The sequence below is a fragment of the Arthrobacter sp. YN genome (assembly GCF_002224285.1).
GTDB lineage: Bacteria > Actinomycetota > Actinomycetes > Actinomycetales > Micrococcaceae > Arthrobacter.
Genome location: NZ_CP022436.1, coordinates 618,101 through 639,880 on the forward strand (window position 1 = coordinate 618,101; position 21,780 = coordinate 639,880).

Here is a 21,780-nt window from a genome sequence, read left to right on the forward strand (position 1 = left end):
CCCCGCGGGAATGATGGGTTGTAACCAGCGGTTTTGGGGGGAACCAACCGGGGACCTCCACCTCCGGGCTCCGATCTCTTGATCGTCAGCATCACATCAATCGTGGGGGTAGTAGTGGTTGCAGCAGCAGCATCACCAGAGACGGATCCGGATCATCGCGACACCACGCCCGGAAAGTCACCTAAAATCCGTGCAATCCTTGCTGGCGGGCTCGTGCTGGGGGTGGGCGCAGCCATCACCTTGGCAGCGTGGAATGACTCCGAGTTTGCCCAAGGAACCTTCACCGCCGGTGCGTTCAACCTTGAGGGCAGCACGGACGGGACCGCCTTCGGAGAAAACCCTGTTTCCGACCCGGCAACTCTTGGCTTCACTGCCGCGCCAGCCAACCTTGCGCCCGGCGATGTGGTCACTGCACCCTTCGCAGTCAGGCTGGATGGCACAACAACCAACGACGCCACGGTCACTGTTTCCACGGAAGCATCCACCGGAGCTTTGACCGGACTGACGTACTCGCTCACGCAGTCCACCGATTTCGGGTGCGCTGAACCGGTAACGGGAACGCTGGTGGCAGCCGGTCAGGCATTGGGTACGACGCCGGGCAGCGTCACTTTCGCGCTGACGCAAGGAGCCGGCACGGCCGACGGCGACGCCGTGAACCTCTGCTTCCGGATCACTGCCGATGATGGCCTCGTCCAATCCCAATCCGGGACCACCACCTGGGAATTCGCCGCACAATCGCAGTAATCCATGGGCCGACGAGAAGCCGAAACCAAGCGCGGTGCGGCCCTGCTCCGCATCCGCGCACTCCTTGCCGGGACGTTGGTGCTGGGGCTCGGGAGCTCCATGACCCTGGCATCGTGGACTGACAGCGATTTCGCCACGGGTTCCTTCGGAGCCAGTGTGTTCGTCACCGAATCCAACGTCACCAAGCCGTACAGCGCCTCAGGGACGTGGAGTGCCAACGACGTTTCGCCCGGTGCGGCGCTGGTCTTCACAGCAACTGCCATGAGCCCCGGCAGTGTGGCTTACGCGCCGTTCGCCATCAGGACCAAAGCAACCTCCGTGGCGGGCGAAGTGGTACTCGGTGTCCCTGTGGTGACCAGCAGCGGCGTCGGCACTGCCGATCTGGGCGCCGCACTGCGCTACCGGGTGGTTCGTTCTGCGACCTGCGAGGCCGCGTCCTTCACGGGGTCGCCAACGTTCGTGGTGGGCAGCGACGGTGCCAAGCCGTTCACGCAAGGGCAAGCGGCCGGCGTCGTCAATCCCCTGGCCGCTGCGACGGCGACGCTGCCCGGGGCGCCCACGCAGTTCTGCTTCGAAGTGACGCTTCCGGCCGGCGCCAACAATGCCCTGCAGGGCCAAACCGCCACCGCTACCTGGCAATTTACTGCCACCTCAAGCTCATGAACCGCCCTCGGTTCCGTGGCAGGCTGCAGGAAACCGTGTTGAACATCGCTGCGGCGGGTGGCGCTGTGTGCATCCTTGCGGTGGTCTGCGCGCTGCTGTTCAACATCACGTTGATCATGTTCAAGACGGGGTCCATGTCACCGGCAATTCCGGCTGGTTCACTGGCCGTAGTCCGCGAGATTCCGGCGGATGAGATCACGGTTGGCGATGTGGTGACCGTGGACAGGCCCGGGAAGCTGCCCATCACACACAGGGTCCAATCGATTGCGCCTGCGGACGGAACCGCGCGAACCATCACCATGAAGGGCGACGCCAACACCGAAGCCGATCCCGCGCCCTACGTCGTGGAGGAGGTCCGGCTGGTCCTTTGGTCCGTACCCGGGCTCGCGCATCCGCTGGCCGCAGCCGCCAACCCCTTGGTCCTGGGCGCCACCACCGTGGCCGTGTCCGCGCTGGTGACCTGGGTGCTGTGGCCGCGGAGCCCACGCCGACGCAGGACCGGGCAGCATGCGGCGGCGTAGCCCGGCGGGGATGGCGGGTTTGCTGGGTGTACTGATGCTTGGCGCCGCGCCTGCTGCTCCGGCAGCAGCAACCACTCTTGCCGCCGGCAGCGACCCGTCCGGATGGTTGGAGCTCGACGCCGGTCCGGCCGGGCAGGTGCATCGGCTCACCCCGGGCGGGAGCGCAGATTGGGCGATGGACGTCAATGTCCGCGGTGAGCCTGCCGCCTCCCTCGAAGTGGGACTGAAATCCGAGCCGGCGGCAGCAGATGTGCTGCGGGATTTCCTGAGCGTTGAGCTGCAGTCCTGCTCTGAACCCTGGAGCGGAGGTTCATGCGCCGGCGGCCACCGCGTTTTGATGCACCGGACATCGCTGAGCAGTGTCGGAGGGGTGCGGGTGGACCTCATGGGCCCTGGCAACTCCGAATCGTCCAATGCCCACGTCCTGCTGACGGCAACCCTGGCGGAGGATGTTCCCCGTGAAGTGCAGGGGAGCCGGACGCAGATCGTTGTGGGCTTTCACGGTTCGGGGGACGGGGATGGGGCTGGAGCGGGCGGCGGGGCCGGCTCAGGTGGGAACGCCGGGAGTGGAGGCTTCCCCGGAAACCCAACCGGGCCGTCGTCGGGCGCTCTGCCTGACACCGGGTTTCGGCTGGGAGGCTTCGCGCTCCTTGGTTTCGTTGCGGTCGCGGCCGGTTTTGGGCTGGCCCGGCTGCGGGGTGGTGTGCAGTGACTGTGGTTAAGCGGGCACGGGCGGGACTGTTGCTGGCGCTGCCTCTTGCCGTGGTGCTTTCGGTGGTGAACCCGCCGTCCGTCACGGAGGCGGCGTGGCAACGGGGACAGTTTTCGGCAGGCAGTTTCGGGACGGTGACTATTCCAGCGCCCACGCTGAATGGCCAGTGCACCTACGATCCCGGCTTTCTCGGCGTCGGTGCTTTCGTTCGTATTCTCTGGAAACCACCGGCGGGCTACACAGTGGCGAGTGCCGAACTGCAGGCCTCCACCAGCGGACTGGGATCGGCACTGGCTCCACTGACGGGGTACAACCTGGCCGGTAACACCACAGGGAACGCTACCTCCGGATACATCACGGAGGTCCAGACGAACCTGTTGGGCGGGCTCATTGGCCTCGGAACGGAGCTTCAAATCGCCATCGTGATCAAGGACCTCGGGTGGACGTCCAAGTCCGCCTCCGTCGCCTCCAACGCCGGGCTGGTGGGCGGTCTCGGCGGAAACTGCCGGAATCTGCCCGCGGCGTAGTGTCCGCAGGCCCGCCGAAGTTCCCCTGGGGAAAACTTCACCCGGCCGCCTTTCACGACACCTTGACACCAGAGAAACCGGCGTCATCGGCTAAACTTGGCTGGTAAGAGCCCCGAACTCTTGCGTATGCCAGCCCTCATGGCAGGCTGCACCGGTATCGTCGGGGCATTCTCATGTACGGCGCCAATCCATCGCGGCTTGGCCCGAAAGAATGGGGGAGGATCCCATGCCCGCTATCGTGATCGTCGGAGCCCAGTGGGGCGACGAAGGCAAAGGCAAAGCAACCGATCTGCTCGGTGGCCGCGTTGACTACGTGGTCAAGCCCAACGGCGGTAACAACGCCGGGCACACCGTGGTTGTTGGCGGTGAGAAGTATGAGCTGAAGCTCCTTCCCGCGGGCATCCTGAGCCCCAACGCCATTCCCATTATTGGCAACGGCTGCGTGGTGAACCTCGAGGCCCTGTTCCAGGAGATCGACGGCCTCGAAGCCCGTGGCGCGGACACGTCCCGCCTGCGCGTCTCGGCCAACGCCCACCTGGTTGCTCCGTACCACCAGGTGCTGGACAAGGTAACTGAGCGCTTCCTCGGCAGCCGCGCCATCGGTACTACCGGCCGTGGCATCGGTCCTGCCTACATGGACAAGGTGGCCCGCCTGGGCATCCGGGTCCAGGACGTCTTCGACGAGTCCATCCTCCGCCAGAAGGTGGAAGGTTCGCTGCGCCAGAAGAATGAACTCCTGGTCAAGGTCTACAACCGCCGGGACATCGTGGTGGACGAGATCGTGGACTACTTCCTCGCCTTCGCCGAGCGCCTGCGCCCGCTGGTCATCGACAGCACACTTGTCCTCAACAACGCCCTGGATGAGGGCAAGGTTGTGCTCATGGAAGGTGGCCAGGCAACGTTCCTGGACGTCGATCACGGCACCTACCCGTTCGTCACCTCGTCCAACCCCACGGCAGGTGGCGCATCGGTCGGCTCCGGCATTGGTCCCACCCGCATCTCGCGCTCCATCGGCATCATTAAGGCGTACACCACCCGTGTTGGCGCCGGCCCGTTCCCCACGGAACTGTTCGACGAGATGGGCGTGTACCTGCAGAAGACCGGCGGCGAGTTTGGTGTAAACACCGGCCGTCCCCGCCGTTGCGGTTGGTACGACGCCGTCCTGGCCCGCCACGCTGCACGCGTGAACGGCTTCACGGACTACTTCGTCACCAAGCTGGACGTCCTCACGGGTATCGAGCAGATCCCGGTTTGCGTTGCCTACGACGTCGACGGCGTCCGCCACGACGAAATGCCCATGACGCAGACCGAGTTCCACCACGCAGTGCCCGTCTTCGAGTACTTTGACGGCTGGACCGAGGACATTACCGGCGCCCGCACGCTGGAAGACCTCCCGGAGAACGCCCGCAACTACGTGCTGGCCCTGGAGAAGCTCTCCGGCACACGTTTCTCGGCCATCGGCGTCGGCCCGGACCGCGACCAGACGATCGTTGTTCACGACCTGATCAACGACTAAGTCTTACCCAGTCACGACGACGGCGGGTCACCTTGGTTCCTCACGGAACCGAGCGGTGGCCCGCCGTCGTCGTCTCAGGCGTGAGCATACGACCGGCTGGGCGGGTGTCGCGGCCGGACGCTGCATGGCGTCGTCGAATGGCGTACTCGGCCACCGCCAGGTTGATGACCCAGGACGCGCCCATCAGGACTGCACGCGTGGTCTCGTCGGTGGGGCCCACCACCAGGATCCACGGCAGCAGCACCAGGGCTTGCGTTCCAGCTCCCAGTGCGATGGCGTAGGCGCGCGTCATCCATGCTCCGTGCGCAGCGAAGTCCCGTCGGCGAATCGCCAGGATTCCCAGGATGATGCCCCCAACCATGGCGGTACCAAAGATCAGCCGAAGAACCAGCAGTGCCTCACCGTCAGTTTCCGGGAGGGCGTAGAACACTGACATCCACAGGCCGGACAGGCCGGCGAGCAGGCCTGCCGGAATCAGAATGCGCCCGGATATTTCGTGCCAGGACCGCCTGCCGCGGCGAAGCCCGGGGACCCGCCTCAGGGTAGGGACGAACTGAAAAGCCCCCAGCAGGCTGTACACCGTCACTGTGACGATGTGCGCTATCACTGGGATGGGCGAAGCGAAGAACCTGGCGTTCTCCGGAGTGACGGTTGCGCCACCAGTCAGCTGAGTGAGACGCGCCGCGCCGGCGATGACAGGAATGAGACTGAGGGCAATCAGCGCCGCGGGCACGAGCCACTTCCTGCGGCGGCTCCGGAAGGATGTGGTGGTTTTCGATCTCATGACTCCGCCTCGGGCTAGAGGTGTACGGCGTACACCTTCATAGTCGAAACACTAGGTGTACGCTGTATACCTGTCAAGGCCGTGCCCGGACCTTGGCTGGAGGGGAGGGACAAACGCATGATCCAGCTGGCGGAGGCCGCGCGGCGCGTGCCCTTGAACCGCGCCCGAGTGCTGCAAGCCGCCGTCACGCTCGCTGACGAGGTAGGTCTCGAATCACTGAGCATGCGCCGACTTGCCCAGGAACTCGGCGTAGTTCCGATGGCGCTCTACAAGCACGTCGCCAACAAGGAAGAACTCCTCGACGGCATGGTGGATACCATCGTGGGGGAGATCGACCCACCTGTGCCCGATGCTCCATGGAAGACCGTCGTCCGTCTCCGGGTGCTTTCGGCCAGGCGGGCGCTCCTTCGACATCCTTGGGCCCGCCCTGTCATCGAATCCCGCACCAACACCACGCCGGCGGTCCTCGGGTATATGGATTCCTTCGTGGGCATGTTCCTGGCGGGCGGATTCTCCGAGGACCTGACGCACCACGTGATGCATGCCCTGGGTAGTCGGATGTGGGGGTTTACTCAAGAGGTCTTTGACGACGCGGCTGGGAACGGCGCCAAGGACGAGCCACGTATCACGGCGGACGCCCAGGCTGCGATGGCCCGGCGCATGGCGGAGACCTACCCCAATCTATTTAGGATCGCTGTGGCGGCAGCGCATGACGACGAGTCCGTGGTGGGGACTGGCTGCGACGACCAATTCGAGTTCGAGTTTGCCTTGGACCTGCTTCTTGACGGATTCGAGCGACTCCACGAGCAGAACTGGACATCAGGCGGGGGTAAGCGCGCATGAGCACAGCTACTGACGAAGGAGTCGGGTTCCGATCCCGGCGGGGACCCATTCTGATTGCACTGATGCTCGCCACGGGCCTGGTGGCGATCGATGCCACCATTGTTGCCACGGCGGTGCCGTCAATCGTGGAGGACATCGGCGGTTTTGCCTCGTTCCCGTGGCTCTTTTCTGCGTACCTGTTGGCGCAGGCGGTCTCGGTTCCCGTCTATGCCAAGCTCTCGGACGTTGTGGGCCGTAAGCCGCTGATCCTGGGCGGGATTGGACTGTTCCTGCTTGGCTCGATTCTCTGCGGCCTGGCCTGGAGCATGCCGGCGCTTATCGCGTTCCGGGTGCTTCAGGGCCTCGGGGCGGGGGCAGTCCAACCTGTGGCGATCACGATTGCCGGCGATATCTACACGCTGGCTGAGCGGGCCAAAGTGCAGGGTTATCTGGCAAGTGTGTGGGCGGTCTCTTCCGTGGTGGGACCAACGCTGGGAGGCGTTTTCGCCTCCCTGGGAATCTGGCGATGGATCTTCCTCATCAACATCCCGTTGTGCCTTCTGGCTGGTTGGATGCTCCTCCGGACCTTCCACGAGGAAGTGGAGCGGACCAAACACCGCATCGACTACTTGGGAGCGGGGCTGCTGACGGTTTCGTTGAGCCTGCTCATTCTGGGGGCGCTTCAAGGCGGCCAGGCATGGCCTTGGGACTCCGCGATCAGCATCTCTGTTTTTGCCGGCGGGGCCTTGTTGTTCGTAGCGTTTCTCTTGGTGGAAAGGAAGGCTGCAGAGCCGATCCTGCCACCTTGGGTTGTCTCCCGCAGGCTGCTGGCGACGACGGCGATGATCTCTTTCGGCGTTGGTGCCGTCATGCTTGGGCTTACTTCCTACGTCCCAACGTTCCTGGAAGGGTCCCTGGAAACCTCACCCCTTCTGGCCGGGCTCGCCTTGGCGGCCTTGACCATTGGCTGGCCCATCAGTGCGTCGCAAGCCGGCCGGTTGTATCTGCGCATCGGATTTCGGAACACAGGCATCATCGGCATCGTGATCACAGTCATCGGCACGGCTGTCCTTGCCCTCACGGCCTCATCGCCCAGCGTCATCCTGGTGGCGGTGGCGTGCTTCATCGTTGGGCTCGGACTCGGGCTGGTGGCGACGCCGGGCCTCATTGCCGCGCAAACCAGCGTCGAATGGAACGAACGCGGTGTGGTCACTGGTACCAACCTCTTTGCCCGTTCCATCGGCAGTTCCATTGGCGTGGCTGTTTTCGGTGCCATCGCCAACGCTATCTATGCCAACGGCCCCAGTGGCGGTCCCGATCCGCAAACTACCGTTTCGGCGTCCACTGCGGTATTCGTGGCTGTGCTTGTCAGCGCAGTCCTTACTGTCGTGGCGGTGCTGGCAATGCCTGCGGAGGGAAAGGGCAACACCACCGAGCCGGTCGCGAAGCCCAGCTCGGAACCCGCGAACGACTAATCTCGAACACATGGATGAACTGATCACCGGCACCTTGGAAAAGTTGTTTGAAGGAACTGTGTGGGCGGAGGGTCCTCTCTGGATTCCGCAGTCGCAGTCCGTTCGTTGGAGCGACATTCCCAACAACAGGATCCTTGAGTTCTCGCCTGCTACCGGCGCGACGCGCGAGTACGCCGTCGGCGTCGAATACACCAACGGGCGGACGCTGGACCGTGACGGCAGCGTGGTGCAGTGCAGCCACGGGCGCAGGCGCATTGAGCGGGACCACGACGGCGTGGTGACGCCGATCGTTGAAGCGTTCGGTGAGCATCGGCTCAACTCGCCCAACGATGTTGTGGTGGCTGGGGATGGGACGGTCTGGTTTACCGACCCTCCCTATGGAATTCTTCCCGGGACGGTGGAAGGGCACGAAGGTGAGCAGGAGTATGGCGGTTGCTACGTCTTCCGCTTCGACCCGGCCACGGGGGAGCTGACTCCCGTGGTCACGGATCTGGTACACCCCAACGGGCTGGCGTTCTCCCCGGATGAGTCGCTCCTGTATGTAGCTGACACGGCGGGTCCAGCCCTGGGAGTGCCGTTCCGGATCGCTGTCTACCCAGTTGAGGGTGGCGCATGCGGACAGGGCAGGACTTTCGTTGAGCTCGGGGACGACGCGGCTTCGGACGGGTTCCGTGTGGACGTAGAGGGCCGGATGTGGACGTCCGCGGGATCGTCAGTGCGCGTGTATGCCCCGAGGGCACTCTGCTGACCGCCGTCGACGTTCCGGAAAAGGTCTCCAATCTCTGCTTCGGCGGGCCTGATGGGCGCGATCTCTACATCACGGCCACGACGTCCTTGTATCGACTGCGGACTTCGACGCGGGACACGACGATGAGAGTACCCTGAACACAGCACCCGCCACTGCTATCAAGGGAGTGAACGTGTCAGGCAGCAACCCCGATCCGTACGAAGACAAGCTCACAGGCTTGGAGCCGGGCGGAGGAGTGCCCCCGGGGGAGACCCCTCCTGGCGAAGCCTCCACCGCCGGACCGCAGGGCCATGACGAGGGCGGTCCCAGGAAGGGCACGCAGTTCCTGTGGCTGGCAGCCATCGGTGCAGGCGTGTTGCTGACGCTGCTGTTCTTCATCGGCTACATCGTGGGCTTCTTCGACTAGCGGGGAATCCCGGGAAACGCGTGATGTCGTCCGTCGTAGGTCAGAGCGCTGCTGCGTCGCTGGCGATGATCGCGGCGAGCTCCGCGGGGATGCCGTTCCCTGAAGCGGCCTTGGCATCGGCCTCTACGTCTGCCCAACGTTCGCGGTCCACGTTTTTCATGAGCTTGTCGCGCACCTTGCTGTCGATACCGTCGGCGATGAGGAGGACGTAAAGTCCGGACTTGCTGGCCTGGACGGTGAAGGTGATGGACGCCGTCGCCTCTCCTCCAGGGCCGCTGGCTGTGGCGATGAAGGTGTGCTGCCCGGCCGCGAGCGTCAGTGTCTTGACGGCGTCGCCTTCCGCAACCGTTTGCCCATCGAGCTGGATGGCGACATTGTCGGCGTTGGTGGTTTCCACAGCGGGAGTGACAGTGTCGGCGCGGCTCAGGGTGGCGCCGTCGAGCTTTCCTGCGAAGCGGACGGACGGAGCCTCAGGGGCAGGGGCGGTGGGGGTGGCGCTCTGGAAGCCCACAAGTGCGCCGGCGCGGTTGGTGATGATGCCATCCACGCCAGCCTCGGTCATATCCTTCCATTGCTGCGGGCTGTCCACTGTGTAGGGCATCACGGCGATGCCGGCGTCGTGCAGTTCCTTGATGGCATCCGGACGGGCGGCAAGCGCTGACCAACTCGGGTTGTACGTGACGGCTCCGAACTGCTTGGCTGCAGCCACGACGTCAGCGTCCAAGGCTCCCCGGAGCAGGCCGAGCCTCAGGGATGGCTCGTACTCTCGCGCGTAGTTCAGAACGTTGGTGTCAAAGCTCTGCAGGATGGTCTGCTCCAGCATGCCGCGCTCCTTGAGCATGTCCACCACGCGCTGGACTTCTGAACGGGTTTCCGGGCCTTTAATCTCAAGCAGCAAGCCGGCGCCCTCGGTATTGGTCTGATCCAGGAACTCAGCAAGGGTGGGAACCTTGGCTCCGGCATAGGCCGGGGAGAACCAAGATCCTGCTTCCAGCCCGGCAATGTAGCCGGAGCTCAGGGTAGAGACGTCGCCGGTCCCGGACGTCACGCGATCCACGGTGTTGTCGTGAATGACCACCGGGACTCCATCCTGTGTGGTGTTGACGTCCATCTCGATCCAGTCGGCGCCGGCCCGGCCTCCCGAGAGGAGGGCTTGGAGTGTGTTCTCGGGGATGACTGAGGACAGCCCCCGGTGGGCGATCACTGCGGGCTGTTCGCCGGGCTTGATCAGCAGGGGTTCGGTCGCAGGCAGTTCGGTGACTTTGATGTCGTCGTAGGAAACTGTTGCACCGTTGGCGACGAGGCCAAGAATGCCATTGTCCGTGCGGATCAGACGGTTGGTTTCCATTACTTTTTGGCCGTTGAAGAACCATGCGGCCTTCTTGCCCCGAACGTCGACGGAAACGCGGACGTCCTTCCCCGTTCCCGCGTCCGAAGGAGCGGCGGCGGTATTGGTGACGTTCCAGGCATTGGAGGCGTTGCGCTCGGCAAACTCCAGGCCGTTGGTGGCAGTGCTCCCTGAGCGCATGGTCGCAATCCAATAAGGGACGCTGCCATCTGGCTTCATATCCAGTGCCAAGGCGGACCAGCGCGCAGCGTTGAGCACATTCTCAAAGCGGACCGTTGCTTCAAGCCGGTAGTTGGCCAGGTGCGGCCCGAAGGTGATCCGCGAAAGCTGGTTGGAGGAGGTGCTGGTTCCGTAGAGTCGGCCGTTCTCCACCTTCCAGGTTCCCTCGACAGCCGTGAAGCCGTCGGGGAGGCCAGTGCCGGAGAAGTCTTGAGTGTAGGCAGGCGCAGGTTCGACTTGCTGTTCGGGGGACGCCGGGACAGCATTGGCGGGAGCTAGGGGAGAAGCGCTGTGGCCAGCAGTGCTGCTGCCACGAGACTGGAGCTAAGCCGTTTTGGAGTATTCACCCTCACGACGGTAGGCAGCACGCTTTCCTGCATGAGGTACAAACGGGGAACTCAGCTTGAACGGACTCTTAAGAAACCGCTTACGGAGCGCCTGGTGGGAGCTCAACGCATCAGGGCAGTGGGCGGCAACCAATCTGTTCGGCAAAGGCAAGCATCGCGTCGCATGCCATTTCGACTGTCACGAGCCTGTTCCCGGCAACAATGTGCAGGCTGTACGCATCTTCAAGTGCCACCATGTTCATGGTTGCCTGGTCCAGGTCGGTGGAGATGCGGAACGCGCCCGAGGCGTTGCCCTCTTCGAATATCGCCCGGTAGGTGGCGGTCTGTCGCAGGTACATCTGCTGGACCAAGGTGTCGTGCAGTTCTGACTGTCCGGCCATGAAATCGAATTCGTAGAGCAGCCGCATGAGGGCGTCGTCGGGGCCGCTGGGCAGGCCCGCGGAGATGGCCGCCCGGAGCTTTTCAGCGGGCGAGGAAAGTTGGGCCACCACTGCGTCCCTGTGGTCGCAGAACCGCTCAGTTCCGGCACGATGGGCCTCAACGAGGAGGGCATCCAGATCGTCGAAATAGTAGAGCAAAGCCCCTCTGGTCAGCCCGGCCCTCTTGGCGACATCGGTGAGGGATAGTGAGCGCAGACCTTGGGTTGAGGCCTCTTTGAGTGCAGCCTCCACGAGTTCGGATCGGCGCTGTTCCTGGGTGTTGGGTCTTGCCATGCTCTTGACACTATCCGATGTGAGCTGCCACACTCCAATAGTTATTTGACGCCGACGTCAAAAAACTAATTCAACCCGAATGGATCCCCATGGAACAGCCCATCACCTCCGTTCCGGCGCAAACCCCAAGTCCCCGAGCGCCGGGACCGGACGAAACTATGACGCCTCGCTGTCCCGCAGCCTTGGCCTCGGCGGAAACATCCTCATCACTCTTTCCTCCATCTCTCCGGCCTCCAGCGTCTTCATCCTCGGCGGCGCCGCGCTGACAGCCTTCGGCACAGGCGTCGTCTGGGGATTCCTGATCGCGGGCGTCGTGAGCATTTTGGTGGCCTTCTGCTATGCCGAACTCGCTTCCGCCTATCCCGTGGCAGGCGGCGACTATTCACTCGTTTCAAGGGCCTTGGGTCCAGCGTTCGGAGTCGCGACCTTCTTCATCAGCTTGGTGTCCTTGCCCCTGATCGTGGCGGTCTTCGCACTGGGCGTAGCGGACTATCTGGGAGTAGCGATCGCGGGACTCTCTCCACTGCAGACGGCGCTTGCCGTAGTTGTTCTCACCACCATCACCGCTTGCTTCAATATTCGGGCCAACGCCTGGCTCACGGGCGTCTTCCTGTTCATAGAGCTGGCAGCTCTTGTGCTCCTGGCGGTCTTGGGTTTGATCCATATTGAGCGTCCTGTCGAAACACTGTTTACGGCCCAAGCCCTGGATCCCGACACAGGCTCATTGGCGCCGCTTGCCATATCCGGGCTCATGATCTGCGTGACGCAAGGGATCTTCTCCTTCAACGGTTACGGGGGAGCGGTCTACTTTGCGGAGGAAACCAAGAATCCCAAGCGCAACCTTGCCCGTGCGGTGATCTGGAGCGCGGCCGTAACCATCGCCGTCGAGATCGTCCCGCTCGGTGCGATCCTCCTTGGTGCGTCCTCCCAAGAGGAGCTGTTCGGCTCTGAACTCCCCGTGGAAGTCTTTCTGAGCGAACGTGCCGGGGAAGCTGTCACCATGCTGGTTCTGCTGGCGGTGGCGTTTGCCATCATCAACGCGATCATTGCCATCACCCTCCAAGCCGGGCGCCTGCTGTATGCGGCTGCCCGTGATCAGGCCCTGCCCGGGGGTGTGTCCCGCGGCCTGCGCCGTGTGAGCGCCAAGGGTCAAGTGCCGGTCGCGGCCACCGCCGTCATGGGCGTCTTTGCTTTCCTGGCCTGCTTCGCTCCGATTGAAGTCCTGCTCACGGCTACGGGTTCCACGCTCACGTTCAGCTACCTTTTCATTGCGTTGGCGGCCATCCACCACCGCCGCACCAACGGCAGCCGGACCGGCTACCGGATGCCGTGGTGGCCCCTTCCACCGGCTTTGTGCATCGCTGCGCTGTGCTTGGTGTTCATCGTGGCAATTCTGGACCCGGCGCAATGGCTCAGCCTGGGCATCTCCCTGGTCTTCGTGACCGGCGGCTTCGCCTATTACTTCCTGTACCTCCGGCCGCGGAGCGGGACCCACCTTCTGTTGCTGGACGCTGTTATTGACGAGGAGAACCACAATGCTTGACCTGCTGCTTCACAACGGGGCTGTCCGCACTTTTGATGGTGCCGGCTGGGCCCGGGCCGTCGGGATCACCGGCGGATACATCACCTACGTGGGAACGGACGCTGATGCTCCGGCGGCCCGCCATCGGATCGACCTCAACGGGCGCCTGCTGACTCCCGGCATCATTGACAGCCACAACCACCTGCTCCTCGGCTTCGACCCGGATGCCGTTAGCCTCGAAGGTGCTTCCTCCCTGGACGAAGTCCGGAAGCGGATCGCCGAACACGCAAGGGAGCGGCCGGAGCTGGACTGGATCTGCGCCGAGAATGCCGTGTATTCGGTGGTGGAAGGGCGGCGGCCCAATGCATCGGACCTATGTGGAGTGACCGATCGCCCGGTGTTCATCACCACCTACGACCAGCACTCGGTGTGGCTCAACGACGCCGCGCTGAGAGTGCTGGGCATCAACCATGAATCATCCATCCCGTGGGGACGTCCGGAAGTCGATGCCGATGGGAACCCGACCGGGTGGGTCACCGACTTCTACACGAGTGCCATGACCGCCTCAGGACTGCGCGGACTGCAACGCGATATCCCCATGTATTCTCCTGACCGTCGCTACCGGCGCATCACCTCAAGCCTGGCGATGGCTGCAGCGAGCGGCATCACCACGGTGGTGGAACCCCAGGTGCCCTTGGCGGAGCTCGATCTCATGTATCGGGCCCGGGCAGAGGGGAAAATGCACTCACGCGTGATCACCGCTCTCTTCCACCCCGTGGGTTCCGACGCAGAGTTCCGCAAGGACCTGCGCGAGGCAGTGGACAGTGCGCCAGTGGACGACATGCTTCGGCTTGGGCCGGTCAAGCTGTACGCAGATGATGTGATCGAACCACACACTGCCGCCATGCTTGCCGACTACGCCAACCGGCCGGGCCACCGCGGCGCACCGAGTATGCCACCCAACGAGTTCACGGCGATGCTGGGCGAGCTCCATAGGCTTGGCTTCCAAACCCACACCCACGCCACCGGCGACTTGGGAGTGCGCATGGCGTTGGATGCGATTGAAAGCGCCCAACGCAGCAACCGCACCAAGGACCGCCGTCACGGAGTTGTGCACGTGGAGTGTTTGGACGACGCCGATCTGCCTCGCTTCGCCCAGTTGGGAGTTGTTCCTGCAATGCAGCCGCGGCACTGTTCGCCGGACTTGGTGGCCGGAACGTGGATGGACAACGTTGGCGAGGAGCGCTGGGACCGTGCGTGGCGGTTCAAGTCACTCGCAGAATCGGGCGCCCGGTTGGCTTTTTCCAGCGACTGGCAGGTGGGGGAGATGGACCCCCTGGTGGGTTTCTACACCGCACTCACCAGGGCGGGACTCGACGGCGGCTCGGCCTGGACCTCGGATGAGCGCCTCGACCTCGACACCACCCTCCGTGCGTATACACAAGGCGGCGCGTGGGCGTGGCACGCCGAGAACGAACTGGGCGTTATCCGCGTGGGAGCCAGGGCCGACGTCGTGGTCTGGTCTGCCAACCTGTACACGCTGGAGGCATCGGAACTGCTCGGCGAGCGGGCTGATCTGACAATCGTCGGTGGCGCCGTAGTCCACGACGCCCGCCGGGAGTTCAGCGACGAGCCGCCGGTGCCCGCGTCAGCGGCCGTCGTTGGGCACGGAGTCCCGGCCGAGTCGCACTCGACCTGCGCGCACTGAAGGGACGACGACGGCGGGTCGCCTCGGCTCATCGGCGGTCCTTGGCAGCTGCTTCGGCAATAGCGATGCTGAGGTCTTCGGGCCGGCTCCACATCGGCCAGTGGCCAGTGGGGAGGTCGACAAGTTCGAGGTTACGGAGGGTGGCGACCTCTGCCATCATGGGGTCACCTTCGCGCACCATCTGCATCAGAACCTCGGAGGGATATGAGCAGGCGATGATCGTCGAGGGGACGTTTCGTCGGGAGTCGTCCTGAAGGTGCAGTGAAGCGCGCACGACGTTCGCGGGCATCGGCACCGCTCGCTGACGGAATAGTTCAAGGTCGCTCCTGCTGAGCCCGTCGAGGCTGGCGCCCAGCTGTTCAAACGGTGGCAGCACTACTTCTTGTTGATCTGGTGGCACGGACGCATCGAAGACAGAGCCATCCGAGGACGGGCCACTGTCGACGTAGATGATCCTGGTGACCGCGGTGGGGTTCTGGTCCAGGAGTACGGAGGCGGGGACTCCGGCGCCGCTGTGAACGACGAGCACCACTGAGGAACCGTCGTTGCCGGCAGTCCTCACCGCCAAGTGCAAACCGTCGGCCTGGTCGGACAGAGTCCTTGAAGCCCGCTGGGGATCCTCGGGGTCAAGGCCCGGCAGCGTCACTGCTATGACGCGGTGGCCGCGGCTGCGCAGATCGGCCGCGACGGCGTCCCACGCCCATCCACCCAGCCAGTGGCCGGGGACGAGAACGATTGACGTTTGGGTGGTTGTGATTGTTTCCATGTCTCCATGGTCGCGCGCGCTCCGGACAACCCCATGTCACTATTTCAGTCACTATTTCTGCGATAGTGGCAGAATGAACAGAACCGCGCGCCTTCATGCCCTCACCGAGTCACTGCGCCGGGCAGGCACTCGTGGTCGCACTGCGCAGCAGCTTGCCGATGAGTTTGAGGTAGCCATTCGCACCATCAAACGTGACTTGGCCGCTCTCCAGGCTGGCGGGTTGCCAGTCTGGGGCGAACAGGTCCAGGCGGCGGCTACGGGGTGACGGAAATGTCGTCGCTGCCGTCGGTGAATCTCACCGCCGCGCAGGCGTTGGCCCTCAGCGCGGCAGTGTCCGCGAGCAATCAAGCACCGTTTTCCGATTCGGCCCGCGCCGCGATCCGGAAAGTGGTTGACGTGCTGGACCCAGTTGCCCGCCGTCGAGCCGCTGAACTGTCCCATCGAATCTGGGTCGACGTCGGCCCGGCGCCTCACCGTCGGGTGATGTCAGTGCTTGAGCAAGCCACTATTGACCAAGTCACCGTAAAACTGACCTACACCGATTCCAAGGGCGACACCACGCAACGTGAGGTGGAGCCGATGATCTTCGCTCTCAACGGCAATCGGTGGATGCTTGTGGCGTGGTGCAGATTGCGTGACGGCATCCGTTGGTTTGATCTGACCCGGATCCAGCGGGCAACCGCCACTCGTCATCCATGCACGGGCCATCACGTCGACGAGATCGGCACCCCGCCCGAATTTGCGCGCCCCATCGACATCTAGCCGTTCGGCTGCCACGGCAGCGGCCGTGCAGCGGGGTCCCCTCCCATGGCTTCGGCCAAGCGTTCCCGCGCGCGGCCGAGGTGTTCGTCCAGCAAGGCGGCTGCTGCGTCCGCTTGGCCGGACTCGATGAGCTCAAGTATTTTCTGGTGTTCCGCATGGATCAGCGAGGTATCCAGGAGATGCAGGGACTGGACGCGGACCATGCACATCCGCACTTCTCCCACGAGCGAGCGGTACATCCGGCTGAGGCGCTCGTTGCCCACGGCGTCAATCAGGCTGGTGTGGAAACGCATGTCAGGTTCCACCACGTCCAGGGGAGTGCCGCTTTGGAGCGCGGCGATGTCCCGGTTCGCCTGCACTGCTCCCTCCGGAACCGTCTTGCTGTGGGCGAGCCTCCGCAGAACTTCACTTTCCAGATAAGCCCGGGCCAGGTAGATGTCTCGCACGGAGTCCGTTCCGAGCTCCACAACGCGAGCGGTCTTGTGCGTTCCACGCTCCAGCAATCCTTCGGGGACGAGCTTCTCGATTGACGCCTTGGCGGTGGGGCGGGCTACCTCGTACGACGACGCTACGTCGGTTTCGGTGAGGGTGTCACCGGGATGGAGGTCACCGGCAAAGATGCGGCTCCGGAGATCTGCTGCGATCGCGTCCACTATTGAGACTGCTGATACTCGCCCGGACATAACGCCTCCTTAAGGTCCAACGCTTTGGTTCAATTTTGCCAGACAAGTCAACAATGTTGCCTTGACCGGCATGTGTACTTGTTAGACAATCGGGTGAATAGCGATATGGATTGGATGGTTCCTTCGTGCCTTCTCTTGACGTTTCCGGCTTCCGATCGGCGGTGCAAGACCCAGGAGCGGTGAGCACCCGGGCGATTGATCTTCATGCGAACGCTCATGACGCCTCGCATTTCCTCTTGATTCCGCAGGCTGTGGTGACAGCGGAAAGTGCTGCCGACGTCGGAGGTTTGTTGCGCGCCAGCGCCGCCCAGGGCGTGCCGCTGACGTTCCGTTCCGGCGGTACCAGCTTGAGCGGGCAGGCCGTCACGGACGGCGTGCTGGTGGATGTGCGCCGGAACTTCAGGGACATTGAAGTGCTCGACGACGGCGCCCGGGTTCGCGTCCAGCCTGGCGTCACCGTTCGGGCACTTAACGCGCGGCTGGCACGCTACGGCCGGAAGTTCGGGCCCGATCCGGCCAGCGAAGCGGCGTGCACCATTGGCGGTGTGGTGGCCAACAACTCCTCCGGCATGAACTGCGGCACCGTGGACAACACGTACCGCACACTTGAATCGCTGACCCTGGTGCTGCCCTCCGGGACGGTCATGGACACCGGGGCGCCCGATGCCGATCAAAAGCTCCGCGCCCTGGAACCGGAGCTTTATAAGGGCTTGGCGCGGTTGGCTGAACGGGTCCGGAGCAACAAGGACTCAGTGCAGAGGATCCGCCAGCAGTTTTCCATGAAGAACACCATGGGCTACGGCCTGAACTCCCTGCTGGACTTCCGGAACCCGGTGGACATCATGGCGCACCTGATCATCGGCAGCGAAGGCACCCTGGGGTTCGTGGCCGAGGCGGTGTTCCGGACCATTCCGCGGCTCCAGCACGCTGCGGCGGGCCTTCTGGTTTTTCCCGATCTCGAGGCCGCCAATGCTGCGCTGCCCGCACTCGTTGACACCGGGGCGGCCACCATCGAACTGATGGATGCGCTTTCACTCAAGGTGGGCCAAACGCTCAAGGGGACTCCCGCCGTCGTGCATGACATTGCGGTCCGTGACCATGCCGCCCTTCTGGTGGAGTATTCCGCAGGTAGTGCCGGCCAACTGGAGGAGCTTCAGGTGGGCGGATCGGCAATCCTGCAGCGCCTTGGTTTGTCAGCTCCTGCGCACTTCACCCCCGATGCCACGGAACGCGGTCAGTTGTGGCAGTTGCGAAAGGGACTTTATGCTTCCGTGGCCGGCGCGCGCCCCCAAGGCACCACGGCTCTGTTGGAAGACATTGTGGTGCCGGTGCCCGTGCTGGGTCGCACTTGCCGGGGCTTGATCGGGCTGTTTGAAAAGTACGGGTACAGCAACAGCGTGATCTTCGGCCATGCCAAGGACGGCAACGTCCACTTCATGCTGACCGACGGCTTTGCCTCGACGTCCGAACTGGACCGATACAGCGCCTTCACCGAGGACATGGTGGACCTTGTCCTTGCCGAAGGAGGGTCGTTGAAAGCCGAACACGGCACGGGGCGTGTCATGGCCCCGTTCGTCCGCCGTCAATACGGCGACGAGCTCTACGACGTCATGCGCACCATCAAACGACTCTTCGACCCCGCAGGCATGCTGAACCCGGGTGTGGTGATGGATGAGGACCCCGTGGCCCACCTCCGGCATATCAAGACGGCGCCGCCAGTAGCGGAGGAAGTGGACCGCTGCGTTTCCTGCGGATATTGCGAACCGGTGTGTCCCAGTAAGGACATCACCCTCACGCCGCGCCAGAGAATCGTCACGCTGCGTGCCATTGAATCTGCGCGAATGGCCGGAGACTTGGCGTTGGTGAAGGAGCTGGAGCGAGACTACGAGTACGAGTCGGTGGACACCTGCGCCGTGGACGGCATGTGCCAAACCGCCTGCCCGGTGGACATCAACACAGGATCGCTGGTGAAGCGCCTGAGGAAGAACGACGCCGGCAAACTCGCCAACGGTGCGTGGAACGCCGCAGCCAAGCACTGGGAAGGTGTCACCCGCGGAGCGGCTCTTGCGCTCACGGTGGTGGACAAGCTTCCAGCGGCCGTCATCAAGCCGCCCAATAAAGCGGCGCGGGCTGTCCTGGGGGCAGATGCTGTACCCCTCTACTCCACGGAGCTTCCAGGCGGAGGTTCACCGCGGAAACGCCCTGCTCCTTCGGGGCATGTTGATGCCGTCTATTTCCCTTCCTGCGTCAACACCATGTTCGGTCCGGCAGGGGCATTACCTGAAGCCGGCGGACGCGGCGTGCAGTACAGCTTTGAACAACTCTCTGCCCGGGCAGGGCTAAAGCTCCTGGTTCCACAAGGTATTGACGGCCTGTGCTGCGGGACGCCATGGTCCTCCAAAGGAATGGCTAAAGGCCAGGAAACCATGAAAGCGAAAACCCTGGCGGCACTCCGGACGGCAACCCATAACGGCGAGCTGCCCATCGTCTGCGACGCGTCGTCCTGCACCGAGGGCCTGCGCCATGCGGTGGAATCGGATATTCCAGCGGAAGGTCAGCTTCCCCTGCGCATCGTGGACGCCGTGGACTTCGCCGCCGAACGGATACTGCCCCTGCTGCCCGAGCACGGGAAACTTCAAACATTGGTGCTGCATCCCACCTGCTCGTCAACGCGGATGGGACTCAACGATGCGCTGGGCGTGGTTGCCGGTGCAGTGGCGGAACGCGTGGACATTCCCGAGAACTGGGGTTGTTGTGCGTTTGCCGGTGACAGGGGCATGTTGCATCCGGAACTGACGGCGTCGGCAACAGCGCGTCAGGCCGCGGACGTAGCGGACCTGGACGCTGTTGCCCACGCCTCCTGCAACAGAACCTGTGAACTCGGCATGACACGGGCCACGGGATCCCAGTACCGGCATGTACTGGAGTTACTGGAAGAGGTCACCCGGTAAACGTCCTGTACCAGGGTCGCGGTCAGCTGGCCGGTGCTTTACTCGACGAGCTTCCCGGCGACGGAATCGTCCGCGGTGGCCTCGGCAAGGGCTCGGAAGGACTCCGGAGCCGGAGGCAGACTTTCGAATCTGACGCCCTCATCTGTTGACCAGACAAAGTTCCCCTGGAGTGAGGGATCTGCCATTGGGAAGTCAGCACGGTTGTGGGCGCCGCGGGTTTCGCGGCGTTCAAGGGCGCACTCGAGGGTGGCCCGTGCTGCCAGCAGGGAGCCGAGAAGGTCGTAGGCGTGGGCCAGATCATCGAACCCGGCGATGTCCGGGTGGGCGGTGACCAGCTGGGCGCGCTCCTCCAAGGCCGTCAGCTTCTCGAGTCCTTGTTCCAGTCCCTGTTCAGTGCGGACCACCCCGGCGTGTTCGGTCATGAGGTTGCGTAGTTCACGCTGCAGCCGCCGTGCGGATTCTGTTCCGCGTTCACTGAGCAGTGACTGCATTTCCCCGCGGGCTATTCCTACAGCGGCGGGATCCCGGACCAGATGGGTACGCGAATGGACGTAGTCGGCCACATGCTCGCCGGTTATACGTCCGTAAACGAGCAGCTCAATCAGTGAATTGCCGCCGAGACGGTTGGCGCCGTGCAGCCCGGACGATGCCTCGCCGATTGCGTAGAGGCCGTTGACTCCCGTTCCGTGGTCCTCGGGCGCAACCCAGACCCCACCCATCGAGTAGTGGGCGGTGGGCGCAATCTCGATTTTGGTGGTGGTGATGTCCAGCATCTGCAGGTCGATCAGGGTGCGGTAGACCCGAGGCAGCTTTTCCATGATGGTTTCCCGTGGCAGGTGGGACACGTCCAGGTAGACGCCGCCCTTCTGGGTACCGCGACCTTCGGCGACTTCGGTGAAGGCGGCCAGCGCAACCCGGTCCCGGGTGGAAAGTTCCATGCGCTCAGGGTCGTAGCGTTCCATGAAGCGCTCACCGAGGGCGTTGGTGAGAATGCCTCCTTCGCCTCGCGCTGCCTCCGAGACCAAGGTGCCGGCGGCGTCGTCGGGCTCCAACAGCCCTGACGGGTGGAACTGAACCAGCTCGGCGTCGCGGATCCGGGCTCCGGCCAGGGCGGCCAGCCGGAAGGAGTCCCCGGTGTTTTCATCGCGACGGGAAGAGGTATGCCGCCAGATGCGGGTATGTCCGCCTGCGGCAAGGATGACGGCATCGGCGTGGATCTGCACGGGGGTGCCGTCCACAACGTCGAATCCATAGGCTCCAAAGACGGTGCCGTCGGCGACGAGCAACCGGGTGATGTAGACGGTGTCGATGATGGGCACGTTCAACTCTGCCGCCCGGCGCATCAGCGTGCGCTGGATCTCCAACCCGGTGTAGTCCCCGGCGTAGGCCGTGCGGCGATACTTGTGCGCGCCGAAGAAGCGCTGGGAGATTCGTCCATCTTCCTCGCGGGCAAAGGGCATACCCCACTGTTCAAGGTCCTCGATGCCGCGGGCAGCGTTGCGGGCCACGGTCTCGACGATGGACGGGTCGGCCAGGAAGTAGGACTCCCGCAAGGTGTCGGCGGCGTGCTGCTGCCAGCTGTCCTGCGGGTCCATCGTGCCCAAAGCAGCGTTGATGCCACCGGCGGCAAGGCTCGTGTGGGCGTCGTGCTTGCGACGCTTTCCCACCGCAAGCACCTGCACGCCCCGCTGGGCGAGCTCAATCGAGGCGCGCAAGCCGGCGCCGCCGGTGCCGATCACCAGCACCGAAGTGGACAGGAGTCGTTCTGGATTGGTGTTGAGGTTCATGATGTCAACGCTAGGAGGAGTGGCTTCATGTCTCCAATGAATTATTTGAGTGGTGC

General features: G+C 63.7%; 20 protein-coding genes and 1 pseudogene. 15 read left to right on the plus strand and 6 right to left on the minus strand.

Annotated elements, in window-relative coordinates:
* Positions 1 to 33 precede the first annotated feature (33 nt).
* The 6 genes from CGK93_RS02955 (at position 34) to CGK93_RS02980 (ending at position 4,683) form a co-directional block, all read left to right on the plus strand.
* On the plus strand, positions 34 to 744 hold the full coding sequence (locus tag CGK93_RS02955) for a SipW-dependent-type signal peptide-containing protein (RefSeq protein WP_232481528.1): 711 nt from the start codon (positions 34 to 36) through the stop codon (positions 742 to 744).
* A gap of 3 nt (positions 745 to 747) precedes the next feature.
* Positions 748 to 1,407 (plus strand): SipW-dependent-type signal peptide-containing protein, encoded by a 660-nt coding sequence (locus CGK93_RS02960; protein ID WP_089593535.1) that lies wholly within the window; start codon positions 748 to 750, stop codon positions 1,405 to 1,407.
* The gene (locus CGK93_RS02965; protein WP_089593536.1) at positions 1,404 to 1,928 is read left to right on the plus strand and encodes a signal peptidase I; all 525 of its coding nucleotides are present in this window, start codon (positions 1,404 to 1,406) and stop codon (positions 1,926 to 1,928) included. Before CGK93_RS02960 ends, CGK93_RS02965 begins: the two co-directional genes overlap by 4 nt.
* Positions 1,915 to 2,640, plus strand: coding sequence for a hypothetical protein (locus CGK93_RS02970; protein WP_157731583.1), 726 nt, complete (start codon positions 1,915 to 1,917; stop codon positions 2,638 to 2,640). The genes CGK93_RS02965 and CGK93_RS02970 overlap by 14 nt, the downstream gene beginning before the upstream one ends.
* Positions 2,637 to 3,167: a hypothetical protein gene (locus tag CGK93_RS02975; RefSeq protein ID WP_089593538.1), complete on the plus strand. Its 531-nt coding sequence runs from the start codon at positions 2,637 to 2,639 to the stop codon at positions 3,165 to 3,167. Before CGK93_RS02970 ends, CGK93_RS02975 begins: the two co-directional genes overlap by 4 nt.
* A 226-nt stretch (positions 3,168 to 3,393) precedes the next feature.
* Complete coding sequence (locus CGK93_RS02980; protein ID WP_089593539.1) at positions 3,394 to 4,683, plus strand: adenylosuccinate synthase; 1,290 nt, start codon at positions 3,394 to 3,396, stop codon at positions 4,681 to 4,683.
* Positions 4,684 to 4,723: 40 nt separating this feature from the next.
* Here the strand turns inward: CGK93_RS02980 and CGK93_RS02985 are convergent, their stop codons facing one another.
* Complete coding sequence (locus CGK93_RS02985; RefSeq protein ID WP_089593540.1) at positions 4,724 to 5,467, minus strand: DUF2306 domain-containing protein; 744 nt, start codon at positions 5,465 to 5,467, stop codon at positions 4,724 to 4,726.
* 117 nt (positions 5,468 to 5,584) lie between these two features.
* On the opposite strand from CGK93_RS02985, the gene CGK93_RS02990 reads away from it, so the two are divergent.
* The 4 genes and pseudogenes from CGK93_RS02990 (at position 5,585) to CGK93_RS03005 (ending at position 8,918) form a co-directional block, all read left to right on the plus strand.
* The gene (locus CGK93_RS02990; RefSeq protein WP_089593541.1) at positions 5,585 to 6,310 is read left to right on the plus strand and encodes a TetR/AcrR family transcriptional regulator C-terminal domain-containing protein; all 726 of its coding nucleotides are present in this window, start codon (positions 5,585 to 5,587) and stop codon (positions 6,308 to 6,310) included.
* On the plus strand, positions 6,307 to 7,764 hold the full coding sequence (locus CGK93_RS02995) for an MFS transporter (RefSeq protein WP_089593542.1): 1,458 nt from the start codon (positions 6,307 to 6,309) through the stop codon (positions 7,762 to 7,764). Before CGK93_RS02990 ends, CGK93_RS02995 begins: the two co-directional genes overlap by 4 nt.
* Positions 7,765 to 7,774: 10 nt before the next feature.
* Positions 7,775 to 8,649 (plus strand): annotated as a pseudogene (locus CGK93_RS03000) (SMP-30/gluconolactonase/LRE family protein).
* 35 nt (positions 8,650 to 8,684) lie between these two features.
* Complete coding sequence (locus tag CGK93_RS03005) at positions 8,685 to 8,918, plus strand: DUF6480 family protein (RefSeq protein WP_024819372.1); 234 nt, start codon at positions 8,685 to 8,687, stop codon at positions 8,916 to 8,918.
* Between the two features lie 40 nt (positions 8,919 to 8,958).
* Here the strand turns inward: CGK93_RS03005 and CGK93_RS03010 are convergent, their stop codons facing one another.
* Entirely contained in the window at positions 8,959 to 10,638 is a 1,680-nt protein-coding gene (locus tag CGK93_RS03010) for a glycerophosphodiester phosphodiesterase (RefSeq protein WP_089593543.1), read from the minus strand.
* A 304-nt stretch (positions 10,639 to 10,942) separates the two neighbouring features.
* Positions 10,943 to 11,545, minus strand: coding sequence for a TetR/AcrR family transcriptional regulator (locus tag CGK93_RS03015; protein ID WP_089593544.1), 603 nt, complete (start codon positions 11,543 to 11,545; stop codon positions 10,943 to 10,945).
* Between the two features lie 79 nt (positions 11,546 to 11,624).
* On the opposite strand from CGK93_RS03015, the gene CGK93_RS03020 reads away from it, so the two are divergent.
* Both CGK93_RS03020 and CGK93_RS03025 read left to right on the plus strand, forming a co-directional pair.
* Positions 11,625 to 13,088 (plus strand): APC family permease, encoded by a 1,464-nt coding sequence (locus CGK93_RS03020; RefSeq protein ID WP_089593545.1) that lies wholly within the window; start codon positions 11,625 to 11,627, stop codon positions 13,086 to 13,088.
* Positions 13,081 to 14,775 carry an amidohydrolase gene (locus tag CGK93_RS03025; protein ID WP_089593546.1) on the plus strand — a complete coding sequence of 565 codons (1,695 nt, stop codon included), beginning with the start codon at positions 13,081 to 13,083 and terminating at the stop codon, positions 14,773 to 14,775. The genes CGK93_RS03020 and CGK93_RS03025 overlap by 8 nt, the downstream gene beginning before the upstream one ends.
* Positions 14,776 to 14,803: 28 nt before the next feature.
* On the opposite strand, the gene CGK93_RS03030 is transcribed toward CGK93_RS03025, so the two are convergent.
* Complete coding sequence (locus CGK93_RS03030; RefSeq protein ID WP_089593547.1) at positions 14,804 to 15,541, minus strand: alpha/beta fold hydrolase; 738 nt, start codon at positions 15,539 to 15,541, stop codon at positions 14,804 to 14,806.
* Positions 15,542 to 15,614: 73 nt separating this feature from the next.
* Between CGK93_RS03030 and CGK93_RS24475 the strand changes: the two genes are divergently transcribed.
* Entirely contained in the window at positions 15,615 to 15,806 is a 192-nt protein-coding gene (locus tag CGK93_RS24475; RefSeq protein ID WP_332460071.1) for an HTH domain-containing protein, read from the plus strand.
* 5 nt (positions 15,807 to 15,811) lie between these two features.
* Positions 15,812 to 16,303, plus strand: a complete 492-nt coding sequence (locus CGK93_RS03035) for a helix-turn-helix transcriptional regulator (protein WP_332460072.1) — start codon at positions 15,812 to 15,814, stop codon at positions 16,301 to 16,303.
* Here the strand turns inward: CGK93_RS03035 and CGK93_RS03040 are convergent.
* Positions 16,300 to 16,986, minus strand: a complete 687-nt coding sequence (locus tag CGK93_RS03040; protein ID WP_089593548.1) for a GntR family transcriptional regulator — start codon at positions 16,984 to 16,986, stop codon at positions 16,300 to 16,302. The two genes, CGK93_RS03035 and CGK93_RS03040, sit on opposite strands and share 4 nt — an antisense overlap.
* A gap of 125 nt (positions 16,987 to 17,111) precedes the next feature.
* Here CGK93_RS03040 and CGK93_RS03045 point away from each other — a divergent pair, with 125 nt between their 5' ends.
* Entirely contained in the window at positions 17,112 to 19,937 is a 2,826-nt protein-coding gene (locus CGK93_RS03045; RefSeq protein WP_089593549.1) for an FAD-binding and (Fe-S)-binding domain-containing protein, read from the plus strand.
* A gap of 38 nt (positions 19,938 to 19,975) precedes the next feature.
* Here the strand turns inward: CGK93_RS03045 and CGK93_RS03050 are convergent, their stop codons facing one another.
* On the minus strand, positions 19,976 to 21,724 hold the full coding sequence (locus tag CGK93_RS03050; RefSeq protein ID WP_089593550.1) for an L-aspartate oxidase: 1,749 nt from the start codon (positions 21,722 to 21,724) through the stop codon (positions 19,976 to 19,978).
* Between the last annotated feature and the right edge of the window lie 56 nt (positions 21,725 to 21,780).